The sequence below is a fragment of the Clostridioides sp. GD02404 genome (assembly GCF_045898275.1).
Taxonomy (GTDB): domain Bacteria; phylum Bacillota; class Clostridia; order Peptostreptococcales; family Peptostreptococcaceae; genus Clostridioides; species Clostridioides difficile_A.
Genome location: NZ_JBJOCA010000006.1, coordinates 74,546 through 93,629, shown reverse-complemented (window position 1 = coordinate 93,629; position 19,084 = coordinate 74,546). Strand labels below are relative to the sequence as shown.

Here is a 19,084-nt window from a genome sequence, read left to right as displayed (position 1 = left end):
CTAAATATTAATAAGTTTTTGCTATTTCTTCTCCTTTAAGTACTCTAAGTGCTCCAAGAGCAAGTGCTTCCATTTCCATTTCTCCTGGAACTGTTTCTACTGGTGCCAAATATGAAACTTTTTCTATTACTCCTTTAACTACCATTTCCGAATGTGATATCCCCCCAGTTAAAATAATTCTATCTACATTCCCTGAAAGTGAAGCTCCATACATAGATATTTCTTTTGCTATTTGATAAATAAATGCATCCATTATAAGTTTTGCCTTTTTATCACCATCATTAATTCTATTCTCAATTTCTATCATATCCTTAGTTCCTAAGTAATCGTACATTCCTCCAATTGAACTTACTTTTGCGACCATTTCATCATGAGTATATTTTCCAGAGTAACACAATTCTACAAGAGGATATGCAAGTAATCCACCACTTCTTTCTGGAGAAAATGGACCATCAGACCTTCCACCACTTCCATCAATCATTTTCCCTTGTTTATGTGCTACAATTGATATCCCTGAACCTAGATGGGCTACAATAAAGTTATAATCCTCATATTTTCCACCTAGTTTTTGTGCAATTTTTCTTGAAACAGCTTTATGGTTTAATGCATGTAACCAACTAGCTTTTTCTATGTCTGAAATTCCTGTAATCCTCGATACATCATCAAACTCATCTACAGAAACTGGATCTACTACAAATGATTGTACTCCTATTTCATCTGCTATAGTCTTAGCCAATAATGCACCTAGATTAGAGGCATGTTCTCCATTTATCTCATTTCTCATATCCTCAATCATTTCTTCACTCACAGTATAAGTGCCGCCTTTTATAGCCTTCATAAGTCCACCACGTCCAACTACTGCATCAAAAGAATTTATACTATGATTCTCGCTACTTAAGATATCCACTATTAATTGTTTTCTATAGTCATATTCATCAAATACTTTAGAAAATTTTTTTAAATCCTCTCTTGTATGAGTTATATTTTTTTTCAAAACTTCATTTTCATCTTGGAAGACAGAAATCTTTGTAGATGTACCACCAGGATTTATTACTAAAACTTTCAATTTAACACCCCCAGTTTCACTATATAGAACACCGTTCTGATATTTAGTTTTAAAAAGTTATGTCCTACTACTCAGAACGACGTTCTATATTTTATTAATTAAATACTAACATATAAAAATAAGTATTTCAATAATTATTTTAAATATTTAAAATATTCACTTATAATCATACCCAGCTTCAAATGCTTCTATATTTTTGGCATTAAACTTGCCTTTTCCTTGATTTTCAAAGTATTCACACATACCCTTTTCAAATTCTTCCTTTGTAAATAAATCTAAATTTTTTACCATAACACCTAACATACAAATATTAGCGGCTTTTTCATTACCTAAATTTTGTGCAATTTCAGTAACAGGTGCTTTTATAACATTTATATCTTCTCTATATTTTCTATCCTTACTTACTAGTGATTCATTGACAAACATATAACCATTTTCTTTCATTAAACTTTCATACTTATCTACTGATACACTATTCATTCCTAATAATATATCTGGATTTTTTACACAAGGATTTGCAATTTTCTCATCGCTTACAACAACATTACAATTTGCACTTCCTCCTCTCATCTCATTTCCGTAAGATGGGAACCATGTAATTTTCTTATCTGCTTTATATGCAACATACATTATAATTTTTCCTGCTGTAAGAACTCCCTGTCCTCCAAAACCAGCACATATGATTTCATTTAACATATCATTTCCTCCCTAATCAATAAATTCTCCAAGTGGATACTTTGGAACAAGTTCATTTTCGATTCTCTTCATAGCATCTACTGGCTTTAGCCCCCAGTTTGTTGGGCATGGTACAAGTACTTCTATTAAACAAAAACCTTTATTTTCTTTTTGTTTTTCCAGTGCTTTTTTGATGTATCTTTTTGTTGTATTTATTTCTTTAGGGTTAGTTATTGTTCCTCTTGCTAGATACGCTATATCCAAATTACCCATAACTTTTACAACATCAAATGTTGAACCATGATCTGCGTAATTTCTACCATTTGGAGTAGAAGCTGTATATTGACCTTCTATAGTAGTTGGGGCCATTTGACCACCTGTCATTGCAAACATATTATTGTTCATAACAAGGAATATAACATTATCATTTCTAGTAGCAGCTGACATAGTTTCCCCAAGCCCTATCGCATAAGCTCCACCATCTCCAGCTATTGTAAATATATATTTATCTGGTCTAACTCTTTTCATAGCTGCCATTGCTGCACCCATTTTACCATGTGGTGGAACGACAACATCTACATTCATACTAAATTGAAACATATGATTACAACCTATATCTGAACATATAATTGTATCTTGACATATATCCATTTCTGTTAATACTTCTCCAATAATTCTATCGACTATAGAGTGTCCACAGCCTCCACAGAACATATTTTCACACATCATTATTGCTGGTGCTTTCTTAGCCATAATTAAAATACCTCCTCTTGCTTAGCTTTTCCATCTATAATCTGTTGAGCAAAATCTATCAATTGATTTACTTCTGCCATATATTGAGCTGTTGCTACTGAATATACTGGGAATCTATTATCACATGCTATAATTACATCTTCCTTCATTTGTGCCATCATGTTCATTTCAACTGTTACAAGACCTTTTAGTGAATCATTCAATTTTTTAAATGCTTTTCTTGGGTAAGGCCACAATGTTTTTGGTCTTATTAATCCTAATTTTATTCCTTTTGCTCTAGCATCTCTAACTGCACCTTCTGCTATTCTTGATGAAATCCCATATGCTACAAATACTACATCAGCATCTTCTATCTCTATTTCTTCCCATCTTTGTTCATTTTCTTGAACTTTTCTCATTTTTTCTATATAGCCTTTTTGCCATGTATCTTGGTCTTCAAAATATGTTATATCAGTTATAACTTTATTTTTTTCTCCTACAGGAGTTCCTTTTGCTGCCCATGGAGCTTTATCCTTATCATACTCTTTCATTGGTGGGGCTATACAAGGCTCTACCATTTGACCTATTGTAGCATCAGAAAGTATAAGCACTGGATGCATATATTTCTCAGCTAACTCAAAAGACTCATATGCCATATCCATATTTTCTTGAACACTATTAGGTGCCAATACAATTAAATGATAATCTCCATTTCCTCCACCTTTTACAGCTTGCCAATAGTTATCTTGACCTGCTCCTATAAATCCATCACCTATACCATATCTTTGTACACATGCTACAACTGCTGGCAAACCAGCTGATACCCAGTATGCGATGCCTTCTTGTTTTAATGAAAATCCTGGCCCAGATGAAGAAGTCATAGCTCTTGCTCCAAGTGCACTCGCTCCCATAACCATATTTACACTGGCTATTTCTGATTCACCTTGAATAAATACTCCTCCTACTTCTTTTTGTCTCCATGCCATCATTTCTAATATTTCTGATTGTGGTGTTATTGGATAACCTGCATAAAATCTACAGCCACCACGTATAGCACCTTCTGCTAAAGCTTCATTTCCCTTAATTAATAAACTCTGCATACTTTTTCTCCCCTCCAATAAAATATAGTTTATAATATCTCAAATACTAAATCAGGACACATTGTATAACAAGCGCCACATTGAATGCATTTTTCTTCATCAACTTTGATAGTTACAAAGCCTTTTTTATTTGTGTAATCAGAAAGACTTATTGCATCTTTTTTACAAGCTTCAATACAAAGATAACACCCCTTACATCTTTCAACACTCAACTTGACTTTTTCCATTTCTTAAATCTCCCCTTTATGTAATATTTTTTTACTTAATTTTAAATATATAATATTTATATTTTATATAGACATTATATATGCTTCAGTATTGTTCCACACTTTAGAACATCGTTCTATTTTGTATTGCTTAATTAAAAGATAACACATTCGCTTATATATTTCAACAACATTTTAAATTTTAAGAATATTTAATTTTTGATTAAATAAAAAGAGGTCACATTTAAACTGATATTCACAAATAACAATTTAAATATAACCTCTTTTTATTGTTTCGATTAAAAAATTATCTAAAAAGCTCAGATATACTTTTTGCAGTTTCCATAACTCTTTTAATTTTATACTCAAAATCTCCTTCTCTCATTCTTATAGTTGGACCAGATAAACTTATTGCTGCAATAGCTTTATTATCTTTATCTAAAATAGGTGCTCCAATACAAGTTAGCCCATGTTCTAATTCTTCATCATCTATGGCATATCCTTGTTCTTTTATTTTTGCTAAAAAAAGCATCATATCATCCCAATTATCAATTGTATGCTCTGTGTATTTGTGTATTGGTGTCTTTCTATATTTTTCAAAGTCTATAGAATCATTAAATGCCATAAGACATTTTCCAACTGCTGAACAATAACATTCGCTACTGGAGCCAACTGACGGATTTACTGAGAGTAGTTGATTTGAGCCATATTCTTTATGTATTATTATACTTCTTGGAGAATCTTGAGCTCTTTCTTCTAATATAGATACATTAACCACTTCGTTAAATTCTTGATTTAATTTTTTCGTATATGGTTTTACTATTTCATTCAATGACATTTTTTCTCCCACAACCATACCTATTGCATATAAATTTATTCCTAGCCAATACTTACCATTTTCTGTGTTTTGTATAACAAAACCCTTGTTTTCAAGAGTGACTAAAGTTCTATGTACAGTACTTTTATATACTCCCATAGCTTTACTTATTTCAGTTATTCCCATTTCTCTCTTTTCATGATACAATAGCAAAATTATGTCTAGGGCTCTATCTAATGCATTTATTATTTCTCCCATATACAAATACTCCTCCTGCGAATATTAAGTGCTACTTCAACACTCTACTAAATATTATATATTAAAATTACAAAATTATCTATTTATCTTAATTATATTTTATAAAACAAAAATATTATACTTATTTTATAAAATAAAAACAAAATACTTGCTATGTCTTCCTTATTTTTTCTCTTAATGATATTGTACTGTTATATTTTCATCCTATCTAGATAATAATAATATATATCTCTATTATACAATAGATTCAGTTTTATACAAGACTAATAACGAGGTGTGACAATGGATAATTTTAAGAAAAGATTGTTAAATGAACTACCCAACTTTAAAGAATATTCTTTGAAGTTCTTAAATGAAGAGATAAATAAAATGCAATACAAAGGCTTTTCTGGTGGATATGGAGTTTATGCTCAAAGGGACAAAAAGTCTTTTATGATAAGGCTTAGAGTATCTGCTGGAGTTTTATCCAAATATCAACTTAATAGAATTTACGAAATGGCTGTTAAGAATGACTTAAATAAAATACACTTAACAACTAGACAAGCTATACAACTACATGATTTGTCTATAGACTCCATTGTTGATGTTATGGAAGAAGGAATAAAAAACGACATCTTTACTAGAGGTGGTGGTGGTAATTATCCTAGAAATGTCGGATTATCTCCACTATCGGGAGTTGACCCTGATGAAGCCTTTGATGTTACTCCATATGCAGTTGCTACTGATAAATATTTTATCAAAAATGCTACTACATATAATTTACCTAGAAAATTAAAGGTTTCTTATTCTAGTTGCTATACAGATGCTGCTCATTGTAGCATACAAGATTTAGGATTTGTGGCTACTTTAAAAGATGGTAAACCATATTTTAGAGTTTTCTTAGGTGGAGGTTTAGGTAAACAACCTAAGGTCGCTTTAGAGCTTGGTGAACTTATAAAACCTACAGATGCACTATACTGTGTTGAAGGTATGATTAAGTTTTTTATGGCTTATGGTAATTATGAAAATAAAAATAAAGCTAGGGTTAGATATATGGTCGAAACACTTGGTGAGAAGTTATTTTTAGAGAAGTTTAAAGAATATTATAAAGCAGAAAAAGAAAAAGGTAACCTTGAACTCAATGTTGAAGAAATAGATTACTCAAAGCCTGGTGTTAAAATAGATGTTCAGGATTCTAGATTGATACCTCAAAAACAAGATGGTTTATACACTGTATATATACATCCTGTTGGAGGTATCTTATCGACAAAGGATTTAAGTATTTTACTTCAAGAATTAGACATTATTGAATCTCCTATGATTAGACTAGGAATGACAGAGGGATTATACATCTTAAATTTAAATGGAAATGAAGCAAAAAAAATATTGGAAATAAGTAAGACTATTAGTTATAATTCTCAACTAGAACAAAGTATCTCCTGTATAGGTGTTCCAATATGTCAAATGGGTATACAAAACAGTCAGAAAATGTTACATGAAATCATAGATTACTTTAGATTGCAAAATAATGAAGAAATTTTAAATAAAGCTCCTAAATTATATATATCAGGATGCTTAAATTCATGTGGTGTTCATCAAGTTGGTAGTATCGGTTTATGTGGTAAAAAGAAGAGTGTTGATGGCGTATCTACAGATGCATTTGAATTGTTTGTTGGAGGCAGTTTTGAGATAGGCAAAACTAAATTAGGAAAATCTATAGGTGATTTTAAAGCTAGTGATATTCCTGAAATGCTTTATAAAATATCTGAAGTTTCTTCAGGAGATTTTTATGGGTGGATAAATTCTAATAGTGATATTTTAAACAAAATAACTGATAAGTATAAGATATAATTTATTATGTTTACTTATAAAAAATGAGATAGTTATAAGCTATCTCATTTTTTATAAGTAATTTAAGTTTTCTTATTTATAAACTATTTTAGATAAATCACAAATCTCTAACATAGTATCATATATTTGTTTAAGTAAACCAAGTCTATTATTCTTAATAGCTTCATCATTATCCATAACCATAACTGAATCAAATAAGTTATCAACTACTGGTCTTAAAGATGCAAATTCATCCAAAGCAACACCATATTTCTTATCTTTCAATAATTCCTTAACTTTTACTTTTACTTGTTTAAACTCATTGTAAAGTTTGATTTCTGCATCTTCTTTTAATAACATTTCGTCAACTTTATCACAATCTGCTTTTTGAGCTAAAGTAGAAACTCTATTAAATGCAGTAAGCATTTCCACTAACTCATCTTTTTCTAACCAATTATTAAGCTCTAGAGCTCTCATATGCATATCAGAAACATCATTTATATCAGAACTTAATACAGCATCAACAACATCATATCTTATACCTAAATCTTTAAACAGATTTTTCACTCTCTCATTGAAGAAATTCATTATTTGTTCAACAACTTCTTCTTTGTTAAAATCTAAGTCAGAATAATTATCTAAAGCATGTTCAATAAGCACTTTTATATCTACAGCAACTTTTCTATCCATTAGTATACTAAGTATACCTAAAGCTTGTCTTCTTAAAGCATATGGGTCTTGAGAACCTGTCGGTTGTATCCCTATAGCAAAGAAACCTGCTATTGAATCCAACTTATCAGCTATTGATAATGCAACCCCAGCATTAGTTTTAGGAAGTATATCTCCTGCAAATCTTGGAAGATAATGTTCAAAAATAGCTTCGCTTACAACATCATTCTCTCCTCCAACTTTTGCATATTCTTTTCCCATAAAACCTTGTAATTCGTCAAATTCTCCTACCATTCCAGTAACTAAATCTGCCTTACATAACTTAGCAGCTCTTATAGCGTCTGTCTTTTCATCTACTAAACCTAAACTATCAAGTATATCAGCACTTAATTTTTCAAGTCTTAAAGTTTTATCATAAATAGTTCCTAGTTTTACTTGGAATACAACAGTTTTTAATTTTTCTATGTAGCTTTCTAAGTTTCTCTTAATATCTTCTCTATAGAAAAATAAAGCATCTGCAAGTCTTGCTTCTAAAACCTTTTCGTTTCCAGCTTTAACATTATCTATTCTGTAAGAATCACCATTTCTAACAGCTATAAAGTTAGGTAACAGTTTTCCATCTTTAAGCACTGGGAAATATCTTTGATGTTGTTTCATAGGAGTTATAACAACTTCTTTTGGTAATTTTATATAATCTGTATCAAATTCTCCATAAAAAGCAGTTGGATACTCAACTAAGTAAGTTACTTCTTCAAGTAAATCTTCATCAAATTCAACTTCTCCACCTAAAGAATTTGCAACTTCTATACATTGTTTTCTTATAATTTCTTTTCTCTTATTTTGGTCTAAAACTATATAATTTTTTTCTAATTTTTCAAGATAGTCTTCTATAGAATTTACTTCTATAGTACTTTCTCCTAAGAATCTATGACCTTTTGTTATATTAGAAGATATTATTCCTTCTAAGTCAAACTCTAATACCTTGTCATTCAACAATGTAACTATCCATCTTATAGGTCTTGCAAATTTAAGATTTTTACCTCCCCAACGCATAGCTTTTGGGAATACTACAGATTTTATAGTCTCTGGTAATATATCTTTTAATACTTCTGAAGTCTCTTTTCCATCTTGTTTTATAGTTGCAAATATATATTCATCTTTACCAACTTGTTTAAAGTATATATCAGACTCACTTAATCCTTTACTTTTTATAAATCCTAATGCTGGCTTTGTTAAATTATTTTCTGCATCAACAGCAATTTTTTTAGCAGGACCTTTTATTTCTTCTTCTAAGTCACTCTGTTTATCACTCAATCCTTCAACTACCAAAGTCAGTCTTCTTGGTGTACCATATGCACTTATTTTGTCAAAAGATATTCTATTTTCATCAAATAATTTGTTAAGATTGTTTTTTAATTGTTCTAGTGTACTGCCTACAAATCTAGATGGCATTTCTTCAACACCGATTTCAAATAAAAGATAATTTTTCATTATTTGTCACCGTCCTTTAAAAGAGGGAATCCCATTTCTTCTCTTTGTTTTACAAAAGTTTCTGCAACAGTCTTTGCCATATTTCTAACTCTACCTATAAATGATGCTCTTTGACTAACACCTATTGCGCCTCTTGCATCCAATGTATTAAATGCATGAGAGCATTTTAATACATAGTCATATGAAGGTATTACAAGTCCTTTTTCCATAAGTCTTAATGCTTCTTTTTCATATATATCAAACAGATTAAACAGCATATCTGCATCACATAATTCAAACGCATACATTGAGTTTTCATACTCAGCTTTATTAAATACTTCACCATAAGTTATTTTATCATTCCATTTTAAATCATAAACACTATCAACTTCTTGAATGTACATAGCTAATCTTTCTAATCCATATGTAATTTCTCCTGTCTCAAGCTCACATTCAATATTACCTACTTGTTGGAAATACGTAAATTGTGTTATTTCCATACCATCTAGCCAAACTTCCCATCCAAGTCCCCATGCACCAACTGTAGCAGCTTCCCAGTTGTCTTCAACAAATCTTATATCATGCTCACTTGGGTCAATTCCAATTTCTTTTAAACTTTCCAAATACAACTCTTGTATATTATCTGGAGATGGCTTTAATATAACTTGGAACTGATGATGTTGATATAGTCTGTTTGGGTTTTCACCATATCTTCCATCTGCTGGTCTTCTTGAAGGTTCTACATAACATACTTGCCAAGGCTCAGGTCCTAGTGATCTTAAAAAAGTATTTGGATTCATAGTTCCTGCACCTTTTTCAATATCATAAGGTTGCATCATGATACAACCTTGCTTTGACCAGTATTTTTGCAACGCTAGTATCATCTCTTGAAAATTCATAAAAATCCCTCCTATAACAATAAAGCCTCTCGTCTACACGAAAGGCTATTTTAATAGTTCTTCTACAACTTTTAGAATATCAAATTCTATAAAATTTGTCAATGTTAGTGATAATTCTTATAATTATCTTCTCTTCATTTTTTAAAAGTCACTTTATATCTATTTATTTTCGTCTTCGTCTTCTTTATTCTTTTCAAATTCTTCTTTCATAAGGTCAGCAGTTACATCTTTATCATCTTCTTTTTTGTCAACTACTACATCCTTAACATCTTTAGCAGCATTAGTTATCATATTCTTCAAAACATGAAGTTTTTCTTCATTCAACTCACCTAAGTCTACGATTTCTCCATCTTCTTCATTTTGAACTTTTATACGATATTTACTTATAACAGCAGCTGATAAGCCTACTAAAGTAGCTAATGGAACAAAAGCTAATCCAACAACTCCAACTGTTAAAGGAATGTTCATCATAGTTTTTCCATCTTTCTCAACTATTACTCTTACTACACTACTTTTTCTAAGAAGCTCTTTTAGTTGAAGTTTTATATTTTCTCCATCTTTACCAAACACTTCTTCCATAGTTTCTTTAGCAGATTTTGCTTTACAATTACAAGTATTTTTTTTATTTTCTAAATATATTACTGCCTCAATTACGTCTCCATTGCATACTACTAATGCTTCTTTTGCTTCTGCATAAGTTGCTCCTGGAACTCTTTCAAAGACTGAATCAACCATTTCAATAGTTATATTACTACTCATCATTATCCACTCCCTTATTGTTTTTTACACTTTGTAATACGTGTAATGATTTAAAATTAATATTATCAACATAAACTTTCAAATACTTGTCTAGAATATTTTCAAGCTCATGTGTTATATATTTTGATACTTTAGCTTTACTACATGTTAAAATATCATTCTTTAATACATATTCCATAAGACTTATAGTTGTTAAGTCTAATTTTATGTTATTATCAAAAAGTTTACTACACTTACTACATAGTATACCACCTTCATAGATATTAAACACAGAATTTTGTAAAATTTTACATTCACAATTAATGCATTTATTTACTATAGGTTTAAATCCTATATAGTCTAAAAATTTCAACTCGAATGCTGCTGTTATAAACCTATTATCTGTATTCTCCTGTGTATACAAGTACAATGTCTGTGCAAGTAATATAAATAGCCTATTATTAGTCTGATTTTCAAGTATAGAATTCTCAACTAATTTTGTAATATATGTAGCATAAGAAAATGCTTCTATATCATAGGATATATTATAAAAACTTTTTATTATTTCACTTTGAGTAACCTTGTACATATTACCTTGTTTTTTTAAGGTAAAATTGCTATAAGAAAATAACTGTGATGATGAAAGTAAAGAGCTCTTATTTTTTTTAGCTCCTTTTGCTATTGCAGATACTTTTCCAAGCTTTCTTGTAAATAGTGTAAGTATTACGTCACTTTCCTTGTACCTTATAGCTTTAAGTACTATCCCCTGGGTGTTCAGGATTATCATCGTCTTCTTTTTTCTCCCTTACTTCTTCAATTTCTTCATGTATGTTTTTGCAATCACAGAAATATAGATATGCATCTATACTACCTGTTTTTTTAAAAACTTCCCAACTTATATTGTTCATTTTTAAAAAACCCCCTTCTTACATTTATACTTATATTTTTAGTAAGAAGAGGATAAATCATACATAAAGTTATTAAACAATTTTTGACAATAATGCCGTTGTTATTATAAAGTAAACTGCTATACCAGTTATATCAAGAGCTGTAGATATAATTGGTGATGAAACTGTAGATGGGTCTGCATCCATTTTTTTTAATAGAACAGGCATAAATGCACCTATTGTTGCACCTAAAACCATATTTATAAATAATGATATTGAAACAATTAGTACAATGTCTAATTTTCTCATAACAAAGTAAATCACAATACCAGTTATTATACTACATAAAAGACCTGTAATAATTCCTACAATACCTTCTCTTACCACATTACTAAAATTTAAATCTTTATTAGATAGTGTTATTACTGTAACAGATGATGATTGAGTTCCAATATTTCCACCCATACCTATTACTACAGGTATAAAGAACACTAATGGAGCATATACAGGATTCATTATATAATCTAAGTTAGAAAGTATTAAGGAAGCTAATAATCCTCCTATTAATGTAATAATTAACCAAGGTAATCTTCCTCTAAGTGCTGATATTGTTTGCTCTTTCAATGTAGGATTTTCTTTTTCAGCAACTTCTCTTTCATGTTCTGAACTTCCTGCAAATTTATACATATCTTCTGTTGCTTCTTCTTCCATTACATCGATTATATCATCTACTGTTATTATTCCTTTTAATTTTTCTTGTCTATCAACTACTGGAATTGCTATTAAGTTGTATTTAGATACTAATCTTACTGCTTCTTCTCTATCTTCATCTACATAAACAGAGATTATATTTTCACTCATTAATTCTTCTACTATATTTGCATCTCTTGCTATTATTAATTCTCTTAATGATAATACTCCAACTAGTTTTTCTTCATCATCAACCACATATATATAATAAATAGTTTCAGCTTCTTCAGCTTCTTCCCTCATATGGTCTATAGCTTCAAGAGCTGTCATGTCTTTATTTATAGATATATATCCAGTCGTCATTGTTCCACCAGCAGAATCTTCATCATAGAATAACAGTTCTTTTACATACTCAGCATTTTCTTGATTCAAAAGATTTATTATATGTTCTCTCTCTTCTTCTTCAAGCTCACTTAATTTATCTGCCATATCTCCAAGAGACATAAGTTCAAGTATATTTTTTGAGTGTTCTACATCAAGCTTAGATAAAATACTAACAAAAAACTCTACACTACCTTCTTCTAATATAGAAGATGCCATATCTAAAGGAAGTACTTCAAATAATTGAATTTTCATGTCTTCCTCTAAATTTTCCATTATATCGAATATATCAATTATATGATATTCCTCTATTAATTCTCTTAACTCCAATACTTTATTATTAGCAATTAATGATTTTACTTCATATAATAAATCTTGGGAAGCATCCAGTTTCCTATCCATATAACCCACCTTTATTTATCATTATATCCAAAATTATTTATATAATTTTGTAAATTTCTCCAATTTTCTTTAACCTTAACCCATAATTGAAGATTTATTTGTGACCCTAAAAGTAATTCTATATCTTGTCTTGCTGATTTTCCTATTCCTTTTAGTTTCCTACCATTCTTTCCTATTATTATTCCTTTATGTGAATCTCTTTCACAATATATCACAGCAGATACATCCACTATTTCTTTATCATTTCTTGCTTTCATTTTTTCAATTTCAACAGCTACACCATGAGGTATTTCATCATTAAGATAGTGAAGAACTTTTTCTCTTATAAGTTCTGCTATTAATACTCTCTCTGGTTGGTCTGTAATCATATAATCTGGAAAATACTTTGGACCTTCTTCTAAATACTTTTGTATAACTTTTATTAAGGTATTCGTGTTTTTTCCTTTTAATGCTGATATTGGTACTATTTCTTTAAAAATACCTTCATTATCATACATTTTGATTATATCAAATAACTCATCTTTTTGGTCTAGTTGATCTATTTTATTTACAACTAGAATTATTGGTGTTTTAACACTTCTTAAGTCCTCCATTATCTTTCTATCTCCAGGACCTATTTTTTTAGAATCATCAACTACAAATAATATCAAATCTACATTTTTGAAGGCATCTGTTGCTGCCTTCACCATAAATTCACCTAACTTATTTTTTGGTTTGTGAATGCCTGGTGTATCTAAAAATACTATCTGCATCTCTTCATCTGTATATACTGCTTGTATTGTATTTCTTGTAGTTTGAGGCTTATCACTCATTATAGCTATTTTTTCTCCAACTACATTATTCATTAAAGTAGATTTCCCTACATTTGGTCTCCCTACTATACTGACAAAACCTGATTTGAACATTAACTGTCTCCTAACTTTATTTATCTTCTTGTTTTAATTATTTATATTTTTTAAATCTATTTTAAATCATTTCCAGAGAAATAGTTTGGCAACAAATCCTTTATATCCTGCTCAAAAACCTCTCCTTTAGTATATCCTGTTATTATTTTTATATCAGAACCAAACTCTATAATTACCTGTCTGCATATTCCACAAGGATATGTTTGCTCATTATTTTCTGAGTTGTCACTTGCTATAGCTATTTTATATATATCTTTGTCTCCTTCTGATATTGCTTTAAAAATAGCTGTTCTTTCTGCGCAATTTGTTCCACCTAATGATGCACATTCAATATTACACCCAGTATAAACTTTACCACTCTTAGTTAAAAGAGCTGCACCTACTCTAAAACCAGAGTAAGGAGCATAAGAATGTTGCCTGGCATTTTCTGCCAACTTTAACAATTCTATGTTATCCACAACATCTCCTCCTGTATACAATAATTAAAAGTTATTTTTATTTAATACTCTACATTATATCATAAAAATTTAATTAGCATAGATTTGTTTTATTTTAAACATTTTATGTACATTTATTTTAATTGTAGAACATTCCAAGCTGAAACACTAGTATAGCTATTAATACACCTAACAAAGCTCCAGCTATAGTTTCCCAAAATGTATGTATTTTTCCTTCAATCCTACTTTGGGCAACTAATACAGCCATTATATATGCAAGAGTAGACGCAACTACTCTTTCAGTCATAAGTGTAATTGCAGTTGCTATAGCAAATGCTAATGCAGCATGACCACTTGGCATACCTCCTTTTAGAGGTGTTCCTGTAGAAGTCAATGCTTTTACAACCACTACAGCTATAAGAACCAATAATATACATATCAAGGTTATATGTAATTCTGATTCTCTTATCTTATAAATTAATATCCCAGATATATCTGTCAATTTATCATAAAATAAAATATATCCAACCACTACTGAATTTAGTGCTGCCACTAGAACACCACCTGCTGCAACATCTTTTGCTATCTTAGCAAGTACATGGTATTCATCAGTCACTAAATCAACAGCCTTTTCTATAGCTGTATTAAACATCTCAGCAACTACAACTAAACATATAGACATTAATAACATTATCATTTCTAATTTTGAGAAATTAAAAAACAAACTTATTATAAGCACAGCAACTGAGCCTAAATAGTGTATTTTCATATTTCTTTCAAATTTAAATGTATACAATATCCCTTCTATAGCTGCATTAAAAGCTTTAATTATACCTTGACGAGTTTTTCCTGGTTTCATAAAAACTACTCCCTTGTTATGTTTAACTTATTCAATATATGTTCTTCTTTTTCTCTCATTTCCTTTGTATTATCATCTGTATCATGGTCATAACCTAAAAGATGAAACATACTATGACATATTAAAAAACACACTTCTCTTTCAAAACTATGGTTATACTCTATACTCTGTTCTAAAGCTCTTTCAAGAGACACTACTATATCACCTAGAGATTCTTCTTCTAACTCAACATCCTCAAAATCATCACTTAAAAGAGGAAATGATAAAACATCAGTTGCTCTATCAACACCTCTATATTCTCTATTTAACTCATGAATCTCTTTATTATCTACAAAAGAAAGACTCACCTCATAATTATCATCATATCCTTCATAATCCAAACATTCTATGATTATATCCTTTATCTTTTCAATTAGCTCTTCATTTACTTCTAATTTATCTTGTCTATCATCTAATATCAAATCCATTAATTACACCTACTTTTTATTCATTAATAATGCTATACATCTATATTACTACACTTTTACTTTCTTTTGAAAGTCTTTTCCTGTATTTTCATTTTTTTGCGTTCTTCTTTTTTAAATTCTTCTCTTTTATCATGTTTCTCATAAGCTCTTATTATCCTCTGTACTAACTCATGTCTTACAACATCTCTATCTGTTAACATTATAGACCCAATCCCTGGAACTCCTTTAAGAATCTCTGTAGCTTGTATTAGACCACTTTTCTTATTTTGTGGTAAATCTGTTTGTGTTATATCACCTGTAACTACAGCCTTAGAGCCAAATCCTAATCTAGTTAAAAACATTTTCATTTGCTCTGAAGTAGTATTTTGAGCTTCATCCAATATTATAAAAGAATTATCAAGTGTTCTACCTCTCATAAAAGCAAGTGGTGCAACTTCAATAGTGCCTCTTTCCAAATATTTATTAAATTTATCAGCACCTAACATTTCAAATAATGCATCATATAATGGTCTTAAATATGGGTCAACTTTATCCTTTAAATCCCCTGGTAAAAAACCTAGACTCTCCCCAGCTTCCACAGCTGGTCTTGTAAGTATAATTCTACTAACCTCATCTCTTTTAAAGGCTTTTACTGCCATAGCTACTGCAAGGTAAGTCTTTCCTGTTCCAGCAGGTCCAACGCCAAAAGTTATATCATTATTTTCTATAAGCTTTATATATTCTTTTTGACCTAGTGTTTTAGGTTGAACAGCTTTCCCTCTTTGTGTTATAACAATGGTTCCCTCAAGTTCTTTTATTTTTTGTTCACTACCTTCAAGTAAAAGGGATAACGAATAAGAAATACTCTGTTTATCTAAATGTTTACCATTTGATACAGTTTGATGCAATTCATTCATAAGCTTTAGTGCAGAATCTACATTTTTTTCTTCTCCAATCAAAATTATATTTCCTTCTCTAAGTATCACATCTATATTTAAAGTTTTCTCTATTAATTTTACATTTTCATCAAAATTTCCAAATAATTCTCTTTCAAAATTTCCATCTGCTATTGTAAATTTTTTTTGTATTATCAATTGAATTGTTCCTCCTCAAGTTTTAAGTTTAATTTTATTAGTTATTGTTACTATTTTGATTACTATTATTTTCATTAGAGTTATTTTTATTCTTATCTTTAGTATCCTCATCAAAGTCATTTCTTATATCATTTAATGGTCTTTTTTCTGGATTAGAAGGAACTTCCTCTTCTCCTTCTTTTGGTTTACTTTCTTCCTTTATAAATCTTTCTGCTTCTGATTTACTAAGAGGATAAATTTTAGCAATATTTTCACTAGTTTGAACTGTTATTAAATATTCTAACATGTTTTTATTAACCTTAAAGTTATGTTTTACATCTATTATTCTAGCCGAAGCTGGGATTATGTATTCTAACTCTTTTAAAGCTTTTTCAGATAATTCTTTTTTCAACTCTTCTTTATTTCTTTTTACTTCAACTTTTTTTGTTTCATAGAAGGTACTCGTCTTTATCTTTATTGGAAAAGTATAATCTCCTATTGCTAATTTTTTTTCTTTATTTTCAACAACATAATTTTTATATTTTATATTTTTCCTCATTGTAAATTCTTTATCATAAAAGCTTATTGTGTATATGTTTTTCTTTTCTCCTGTCTTTTTATTTACAGTGTCCACATAACTTGCCTTCTTGGCAGATTCATAAAAAGTACTTGCCCATACTTCTGGTATTGATTTTGTATTAGCTCCATTTAGCAATACATCTCCCTTTTGTACTATATCTCCAGATTTAATAACGGATTTACCACTTCTAGGGATTACCTTTTCTATTATACCATTTTTTAAAGCAATTACATTACAATAATTTGATTGGTCTGTAGATTTTAGGGATTCTGCTTTTTTCGTAACAGTAACAAATATATTTGTTCCTTTTACATTAATAGATAAATACGCCACATCATTAAATTTCGACATCATATGGTCTCTAACTTCTTTTCTATCAATACTCTTCTTATAAACTCCTGGCCTTACTCCAACCTTGTAAAGTTCACTTCTGAGAGCTTCTTTTTTTATACCTTCAGGAGATTGTATATATACATCTGTCACAAACTGCGATGTAGACATCAATAAAAATAAAGAGAGAATAGCACAAATCCACATACCTTTGTGCTTATAAATTCTTTTAATAATAAAAGGAACCCCTGTTTTTTGTTTTACCTTTATCTCAAACTTACTGCCTCTATAAATATTCTTAAATTCTTTTATATCTTGTCTATCTATATGAAACTCAATTTTAGTATTTTTTATTCTAGTTACATTGTAAACACTTATCCCATTTCTTATAAGATGATTTAAAAATTGTTCAAGTCCTACTCCTTCCACAACTATAACATAGTATCCCCTTATAAAGCTTATCAAGTGTATCTCCTCCTAATCAACATACTCCATATTGTAGATAATTCCTTTTATACCTATCTCACTATCAGTAATATACTTAAGCGAAAGTTTATCACCAGATATTTTAATTGTTTTAACTTTGGTCTTTATTCTTATTAAATCAACTTCATACTCAAGTATTGATAGATAATTTTCTATACTAATAAACGTATTACCTGTAACAGTAACAACTGGTTGATTTACCTGTAAATCAGTGGATATTTCTAACATAAGCATTACCCCCTTAATTAATTTTATGCTTGAAATAGGTATTTATGCACTTTATTGATGTTATAACAGATTAGTTCTAAAATTTTTATACAATAAATACCCTAATAATTAATATATTATTTAAACAATAAAAAGGTAATCATATTGATAAAAAATCAACATGATTACCTTTTTATTTTTCTTATATAGAATCTACAATGTATACAATTTTTTATTAGTCTTGTTCTATTAAACCATATCCACCAGCTTTACGCTTATACACTATGTTTATTTCAAAATTATCTTGATTTCTAAACATATAGAAATTGTGTCCTACCAATTCCATTTGAAGTATTGCCTCTTCTGAACTCATAGGTTTTACATTAAATTTCTTTCTTCTTTCTATAACTATATTTTCATCTTCTTCATCATCATAATCATAATCATTAAATTCACTGCTGTTATCTATAAAGTCAACATTTTCAAATCTTATGCTCTTATTATTTTGACCTTTGTCTTTAACTTTAGTTTTATACTTGACAACTTGTCTACTTAATTTGTCACAAACAATGTCAATTGCTGCATATAAATCATCTTCTACATCTTCTGCTCTTATTATTTGCCCACTAATAGGAATTATTGTGACCTCAACTTTTTGTCTATCCTTTTTCGCACTTACTGTTACTTTCACTTCTGATTCAGGATCAAGGTATTTTTCTAACCTACTTAATTTTCCATCTACGTATCCTTTTATTCCGTCAGTTAATTTCATTTGTCTCCCAGATACTATTATTTGCATAAAAACCTCTCCCTTCAAGCCTTTCCAATTCTAATACTTTAATATGTTAATCTTTAAATACAATTTTGATAAATTTATTATATTTAAATTAATATTATTGTATATGAAAATGATTCTTTTTAATAGTCTATTCATTTTTTATTTGATATGATATTATTAAAAG

21 protein-coding genes are annotated in these 19,084 nt (G+C 29.5%); 1 reads left to right on the top strand and 20 read right to left on the bottom strand.

All coding sequences use genetic code 11. The features are described from left to right. Positions 1-7 precede the first annotated feature (7 nt). The 6 genes from buk to Q3287_RS05630 form a co-directional block, all read right to left on the bottom strand. Positions 8-1,066 (bottom strand): butyrate kinase, encoded by a 1,059-nt coding sequence (gene buk, locus Q3287_RS05655; protein WP_054277175.1) that lies wholly within the window; start codon positions 1,064-1,066, stop codon positions 8-10. A gap of 156 nt (positions 1,067-1,222) precedes the next feature. Then, the gene (locus Q3287_RS05650; RefSeq protein ID WP_054271039.1) at positions 1,223-1,762 is read right to left on the bottom strand and encodes a 2-oxoacid:acceptor oxidoreductase family protein; all 540 of its coding nucleotides are present in this window, start codon (positions 1,760-1,762) and stop codon (positions 1,223-1,225) included. A 12-nt stretch (positions 1,763-1,774) separates the two neighbouring features. Continuing rightward, positions 1,775-2,494, bottom strand: a complete 720-nt coding sequence (locus tag Q3287_RS05645; RefSeq protein WP_054271040.1) for a thiamine pyrophosphate-dependent enzyme — start codon at positions 2,492-2,494, stop codon at positions 1,775-1,777. A 2-nt stretch (positions 2,495-2,496) separates the two neighbouring features. Further along, complete coding sequence (vorB, locus tag Q3287_RS05640) at positions 2,497-3,573, bottom strand: 3-methyl-2-oxobutanoate dehydrogenase subunit VorB (protein WP_054271041.1); 1,077 nt, start codon at positions 3,571-3,573, stop codon at positions 2,497-2,499. A 29-nt stretch (positions 3,574-3,602) separates the two neighbouring features. Then, a complete protein-coding gene (locus tag Q3287_RS05635) occupies positions 3,603-3,800 on the bottom strand; it encodes a 4Fe-4S binding protein (RefSeq protein ID WP_003416663.1) in 198 nt (65 codons plus the stop codon). 286 nt (positions 3,801-4,086) lie between these two features. Then, entirely contained in the window at positions 4,087-4,854 is a 768-nt protein-coding gene (locus tag Q3287_RS05630; RefSeq protein ID WP_054271042.1) for an IclR family transcriptional regulator, read from the bottom strand. A gap of 282 nt (positions 4,855-5,136) precedes the next feature. On the opposite strand from Q3287_RS05630, the gene Q3287_RS05625 reads away from it, so the two are divergent. Beyond that, on the top strand, positions 5,137-6,684 hold the full coding sequence (locus tag Q3287_RS05625) for a nitrite/sulfite reductase (protein WP_407963646.1): 1,548 nt from the start codon (positions 5,137-5,139) through the stop codon (positions 6,682-6,684). 72 nt (positions 6,685-6,756) lie between these two features. Here Q3287_RS05625 and glyS read toward each other — a convergent pair whose 3' ends face one another. The 14 genes from glyS to hpf form a co-directional block, all read right to left on the bottom strand. Next, entirely contained in the window at positions 6,757-8,823 is a 2,067-nt protein-coding gene (gene glyS / locus Q3287_RS05620; protein WP_407963645.1) for a glycine--tRNA ligase subunit beta, read from the bottom strand. Then, positions 8,823-9,701 (bottom strand): glycine--tRNA ligase subunit alpha, encoded by an 879-nt coding sequence (gene glyQ, locus Q3287_RS05615; protein WP_021385338.1) that lies wholly within the window; start codon positions 9,699-9,701, stop codon positions 8,823-8,825. The genes glyS and glyQ overlap by 1 nt, the downstream gene beginning before the upstream one ends. A gap of 159 nt (positions 9,702-9,860) precedes the next feature. Further along, positions 9,861-10,460: a DUF4342 domain-containing protein gene (locus Q3287_RS05610; protein WP_021385335.1), complete on the bottom strand. Its 600-nt coding sequence runs from the start codon at positions 10,458-10,460 to the stop codon at positions 9,861-9,863. Then, positions 10,453-11,226 carry a DNA repair protein RecO gene (gene recO / locus Q3287_RS05605; RefSeq protein WP_054271045.1) on the bottom strand — a complete coding sequence of 258 codons (774 nt, stop codon included), beginning with the start codon at positions 11,224-11,226 and terminating at the stop codon, positions 10,453-10,455. Before recO ends, Q3287_RS05610 begins: the two co-directional genes overlap by 8 nt. After that, complete coding sequence (locus Q3287_RS05600; protein WP_003416649.1) at positions 11,192-11,347, bottom strand: YqzL family protein; 156 nt, start codon at positions 11,345-11,347, stop codon at positions 11,192-11,194. The genes recO and Q3287_RS05600 overlap by 35 nt, the downstream gene beginning before the upstream one ends. A 72-nt stretch (positions 11,348-11,419) precedes the next feature. Further along, positions 11,420-12,799 (bottom strand): magnesium transporter, encoded by a 1,380-nt coding sequence (mgtE, locus tag Q3287_RS05595; protein ID WP_054271046.1) that lies wholly within the window; start codon positions 12,797-12,799, stop codon positions 11,420-11,422. An 11-nt stretch (positions 12,800-12,810) separates the two neighbouring features. After that, entirely contained in the window at positions 12,811-13,704 is an 894-nt protein-coding gene (gene era, locus Q3287_RS05590; protein ID WP_054271047.1) for a GTPase Era, read from the bottom strand. A gap of 56 nt (positions 13,705-13,760) precedes the next feature. Next, positions 13,761-14,162, bottom strand: coding sequence for a cytidine deaminase (locus Q3287_RS05585; RefSeq protein WP_054271048.1), 402 nt, complete (start codon positions 14,160-14,162; stop codon positions 13,761-13,763). Positions 14,163-14,280: 118 nt separating this feature from the next. Then, positions 14,281-15,000, bottom strand: coding sequence for a diacylglycerol kinase (locus tag Q3287_RS05580; protein WP_021385290.1), 720 nt, complete (start codon positions 14,998-15,000; stop codon positions 14,281-14,283). A 5-nt stretch (positions 15,001-15,005) separates the two neighbouring features. Next, positions 15,006-15,467: an rRNA maturation RNase YbeY gene (ybeY, locus tag Q3287_RS05575; RefSeq protein WP_054277178.1), complete on the bottom strand. Its 462-nt coding sequence runs from the start codon at positions 15,465-15,467 to the stop codon at positions 15,006-15,008. A gap of 56 nt (positions 15,468-15,523) precedes the next feature. Then, complete coding sequence (locus Q3287_RS05570; protein WP_054271049.1) at positions 15,524-16,540, bottom strand: PhoH family protein; 1,017 nt, start codon at positions 16,538-16,540, stop codon at positions 15,524-15,526. A gap of 37 nt (positions 16,541-16,577) precedes the next feature. Continuing rightward, positions 16,578-17,894 carry a sporulation protein YqfD gene (yqfD, locus tag Q3287_RS05565; RefSeq protein WP_407963644.1) on the bottom strand — a complete coding sequence of 439 codons (1,317 nt, stop codon included), beginning with the start codon at positions 17,892-17,894 and terminating at the stop codon, positions 16,578-16,580. A gap of 12 nt (positions 17,895-17,906) precedes the next feature. Continuing rightward, the gene (locus tag Q3287_RS05560; protein ID WP_021385288.1) at positions 17,907-18,143 is read right to left on the bottom strand and encodes a YabP/YqfC family sporulation protein; all 237 of its coding nucleotides are present in this window, start codon (positions 18,141-18,143) and stop codon (positions 17,907-17,909) included. A gap of 214 nt (positions 18,144-18,357) precedes the next feature. Then, complete coding sequence (gene hpf / locus Q3287_RS05555; protein ID WP_054271051.1) at positions 18,358-18,921, bottom strand: ribosome hibernation-promoting factor, HPF/YfiA family; 564 nt, start codon at positions 18,919-18,921, stop codon at positions 18,358-18,360. Between the last annotated feature and the right edge of the window lie 163 nt (positions 18,922-19,084).